At 53.9% G+C, this 991-nt stretch carries 1 protein-coding gene; it reads left to right on the top strand.

All coding sequences use genetic code 11. From position 1 onward, the window contains the following. The coding region (locus MK110_04685) for a hypothetical protein (GenBank protein MCH2210573.1) at positions 1–991 on the top strand (991 nt) is incomplete at both ends.

The following is a 991-nucleotide window of genomic DNA, read 5'->3' as shown; positions in this document are numbered from 1 at the left end:
ACGGAACTGCCCCTCAAAGAAATGAAGATCTTTCCCACTCTGATTAACTATATGCGGTTCAACTCCGGCGCTTTGGCGAAATTTCAGCGCGAAGAACCAGCACTCAACGGCCAGGAGATGGCCGAGGTCGAGGCTGACCGAAAAGACTATCTGGAATTCGCTGCAACTCTGGCTCGGGAACATCCCGAGAGTATCATCGGCTTTGTTTCCGATGATGAGCCGCTGTACCTGGCTCCCTCGATCGCCGCCATTCGTCTGATTGAAAAGTACACCAAACTTCCTGTGACGACCTGTCAACCGACATGGGGTGGCTTCAGAAGATTTGTTGGGCACATGCAGCCGATGACTGCGGACTGGTACCCCACCTGGGATGTGACGAGGGATAGTTGGTCGATCGCGAAAAATCTGCGTTGCCTGCAGGACCACCATCCTGATCGGGTCTTTTATTTTATCCCTCTGGCAGCGGCCTGGAGTGCGCACGAACCGACGAAGCCATGGTTGAAGGATTCCCGGCCGTCGCCCACGGAATTGCGTATGCAGTTCTGGCAGGCGCTTGCCGGAGGAACGAAAGGTTTTTTTTACTTCCATGTGGGAGGGCCTGTGCTGCAACCTCAGTGGGCAGGCGGACAGGACGGACTTCTCAACGGTCTCCTCTGGCCCAACAATGATCTCTGGGATGAACTGGGAAGCATTGCCAGAATGATCACGGTCACTGGTCCATTGCTTATTTCCTGCAGAGCGGATGCGAGCATCCGCTCTGGCGTTTCATGCAGGCGTCTTCGCTATCCGGAATTCGAAGGCCAGGCAATCGACTGTGGGTTCCTGAGGTGTATCAAACATGACCGCCATTTCCTGATTCCCTGGAACAACAACAGTCATCATCAGGAGAACGGCAGCATCCTGATTCCGAAAGAACGACTGAACGGAAGAAAGATCTACGATCTGATCAGCCTTCGGGAAGTGTCTCTTGCGGACGTGGATGGCAACAAAA

Origin of the sequence: Fuerstiella sp. (assembly GCA_022447225.1) — a bacterium.
Classification (GTDB): Bacteria; Planctomycetota; Planctomycetia; order Planctomycetales; family Planctomycetaceae; genus S139-18.
The sequence above is the reverse complement of the archived record's forward strand: the minus strand, read 5'-3'. Positions and strand labels throughout refer to the sequence as shown.